The 3,603-nt window shown below is 68.9% G+C and carries 1 protein-coding gene; it reads left to right on the forward strand.

Annotation, left to right across the window (positions count from 1 at the left end):
• Nucleotides 1-14: 14 nt before the first annotated feature.
• Nucleotides 15-3,603 (forward strand): amino acid adenylation domain-containing protein (locus ACFVYN_RS41135; RefSeq protein ID WP_390007992.1); only part of this gene is annotated, 3,589 nt, incomplete at its 3' end.

A 3,603-nucleotide genomic window follows, 5' to 3' on the forward strand; every position in this document is an offset into this window, starting at 1 on the left:
AGCAGGTGAGTGGGGTGCCGGCCAATACGCCGCTGTTCACCTCCCTCTTCAACTATCGGCACAGCACCAGTTCAAGTCCTGAGGGGAGCGAGCCCCAAGGCAGTGCGACCGAGATGCCGGTGGACGACATCAAGGCGCTGTTCATGGAGGAGCGCACCAACTACCCGCTGACGGTGTCGATCGATGACGTGGGTGAGGGGATCTGGCTCACGGTCGATGCGCTGGCCCCGGCCGATTCGGAAGCAGTGTGCGAACTGCTGCACACGGCGGTTGAGAACCTGGCGGCGGCATTGGGCGAGGCGCTGGACACCGACTCCGATGTGCCGCTTCATGCCGTCGACGTCATGGGTGAGTCCGAGCGGCGCCGAGTGGTGGAGGAGTGGAACGACACGGCGGCCGAGCTGCCGGTGGGGTTGTTGCATGGGTTGTTCGAGGCGCAGGTGGCGCGGACCCCGGATGCGGCGGCGGTGGTGTGTGACGGGGACGAACTGACGTACGCGCAGCTCGATGTCCGGGCGAATCGGCTGGCGCGTCGCTTGATGGCTGCGGGTGTGGGGCCGGAGTCGGTCGTGGGGGTGTGCCTGGAGCGTTCGGCGGACTTGGTGGTGGCGCTGCTCGCGGTGCTCAAGGCGGGTGGGGCGTATATGCCGTTGGACCCTGAGCTGCCGGTGGAGCGGATGGCGGTGATGGTCGCGGATGCGGAGGCGGTGTGCGCGGTCACGGCGAATGGGCTGGCCCGTGTGCTGCCGGACGGCCTGGCGCAGGTGTGGGTGGATGACCCGGGGCTGCAGGACGTGCCGGGGATGTCGCCGGGGGTGGAGGTGTCGGCGGAGTCTCCGGCGTACCTCATCTTCACCTCCGGGTCGACGGGCCGACCGAAGGGTGTGGTGACGTCGCATGCCGGAATCGTGAACCGGTTGGGCTGGGGGCAGGAGCGGTTCGGGTTGGCGGTCGGTGAGCGGGTGTTGCACAAGACGCCGTTCGGTTTCGATGTGTCGGTGTGGGAGTTGTTCTGGCCGTTGGTGCAGGGCGCGACGTTGGTGGTGGCGCGGCCGGGTGGGCATCGGGATCCGGAGTATCTGGCGGAACTGATCGAGTCGCATCGGGTGTCGACGGTGCATTTTGTGCCGTCGATGCTGGAGGCGTTCGTGGCGGAGCCGACGGCGGCGCGGTGTGGGTCGTTGCGGCGGGTGGTGTGTTCGGGCGAGGCGCTGGGCGTGGCGGTGCAGGAGCGGTTCTTCGAGGTCTTCGGTCCGGAAGTCGAACTGCACAACTTGTACGGGCCCACCGAGGCCTCCATCGAGGTCACCGGGTGGCGGTGCGTGCCGGGTCAGCCGGGTGGGGTGGTGCCGATCGGTGTGCCGGTAGCCAACACCCGGGTGTACGTCCTGGATCCGCGTCTGCGGCCGGTGCCGGCTGGTGTGGCCGGTGAGCTGTATCTGGCCGGAGTGCAGTTGGCGCGGGGATATGTGGGCCGTCCGGGCCTGACGGCGGAGCGGTTTGTGGCGTCGCCGTTCGAGGTGGGCGAACGGCTGTATCGCACCGGGGATGTGGCCAGGTGGAGCGCGGCCGGGCAGGTGGAGTATCTGGGGCGGGTGGACGACCAGGTGAAGATCCGGGGCTTCCGCATCGAGCCGGGCGAAGTGCAGGTAGTCATCGCCGCGCACCCGCAGGTCGCGCAAGCGGCCTTGGTGGTGCGGGAAGACAGCCCGGGTGAGATGTCCTTGGTCGCCTACGTGGTACCGGAGACCGGAGCATCGGGGCTGGAGCCTGCGGTACGGCGGTTCGCGGCCGAGCGGTTGCCGGAGTACATGGTGCCGTCGGCGGTGGTGGTGCTGGACGAGCTGCCGGTGACCGTGAACGGGAAGCTCGACCGCAAAGCCTTGCCCGCACCCGACCTCCTCACCGCTGGTCCCGGCCGCGAACCGGCCACGGTGCAGGAGGAGTTGCTCTGCGGTGCCTTCGCCCACGTCCTGGGGGTGGAGGCCTTCGGGGTGGACGACGACTTCTTCCGCCTCGGCGGCCACTCCCTCCTCGCGATGCGGCTGGTCAGCCGTATCCGCACCGTTCTGGGCGTGGAGCTGCCGCTGCGGACGCTGTTCGAGGCATCGACGCCGGCGGAGTTGGCCCTGCGGCTGACGGAGGCAGGTGGGGCGCGGTCGGCGTTGGTGGTGCGGGAGCGGCCGGAGCGGGTGCCGTTGTCGTATGCGCAGCAACGGCTGTGGTTCGTCGGGCAGTTGGAGGGTCCCAGTGCGACGTACAACAGTTCCATCGTCATGGGTCTCACCGGCGGCGTCGACCGGCCGGCGTTGCGCGCAGCCCTTCGGGACGTGCTGGGCCGCCATGAGGTGCTGCGCACCCTGATCGCGCTGGACGAAGGAGAGCCGTACCAGCAGATCCTCGATCTCGGTGAGCTGACATGGCAGATGGAGGTGGTCCAGCTCGCTGGGAGCGAACTGGCGGGTGCAGTCGCCGCGGCGACCGCGTGCCCCTTCGACCTTGCGACCGAAGTGCCCGTCAAGGCATGGCTGTTCACCACCGGCCCCCAAGAGCATGTGCTGGTGCTGGTGGTGCATCACATCGCCTGGGACGGCTGGTCGGGCGGCCCGCTGGCGCGGGATCTGTCGGTGGCGTATGGGTCGCGTCGGGAGGGCCGCGCGCCGGAGTGGGATGCGTTGGCGGTGCAGTACGCCGACTATGCGTTGTGGCAGCGGCAGTTGCTGGGGGATGGGGATGATCCGGGCAGTGTGCTGGCCGGGCAGGTGGCGTATTGGCGGGGGGCGTTGGAGGGGGCGCCGGAGGAGTTGGTGTTGCCGTTCGACCGGCTGCGTCCTGCGGTGGCCAGTCATCGGGGGGTGGGGGTGCCGTTGGAGGTGTCGGCCGGGTTGCATCGGCGGCTGGTGGAGGTGGCGCGGGAGCAGGGTGTCACGCTGTACATGGTGTTGCAGGCGGCGTTGGCGGTGTTGCTGTCACGGCTGGGAGCGGGCACCGACATCCCGATCGGAGTATCCACGGCGGGGCGGACCGATGAGGCGCTGGACGATCTCGTCGGGTTCTTCATCAACACTCTTGTGATTCGGACCGACCTGTCAGGCGATCCGACCTTCGGACAGTTGCTGGCGCGGGTGCGGGAGACGAACCTGGCCGCCTTCGCACATCAGGACGTGCCGTTCGAGCGGCTGGTGGAGGAACTCGCACCGGCCCGATCACTCGCGCGCAACCCCCTGCACCAGGTGCTGCTCATCATGCAGAACCCGGGCGGCAGTTCGCTGGACCTGCAGGGCGTGCAGGCGGGCGGCGTGCCTGACGGCCTTGCGGAGCGGCAGGTTGCGGCCAAGTTCGATCTGGATGTGTTCATCGGGGAGGTGTTCGACGAGGGGGGTCGTGGGGCCGGGCTGCGGGGGGAGTTGATCGGTGCGGCGGATCTCTTCGATGCCGGGTCGGTGGAGCGGATGGCTGCGGGCTGGGTGCGGGTCCTTGAGGCGCTTGCTGCTGACGTCGATGTGCCGCTTCGTGGCGTCGATGTCATGGGTGAGTCCGAGTGGCGCCGGGTGGTGGGGGAGTGGAACGACACGGCTGTGGAGCTGCCGGTGGGGTTGTTGC

Source organism: Streptomyces sp. NPDC058307, assembly GCF_042880295.1.
Lineage (GTDB): Bacteria > Actinomycetota > Actinomycetes > Streptomycetales > Streptomycetaceae > Streptomyces.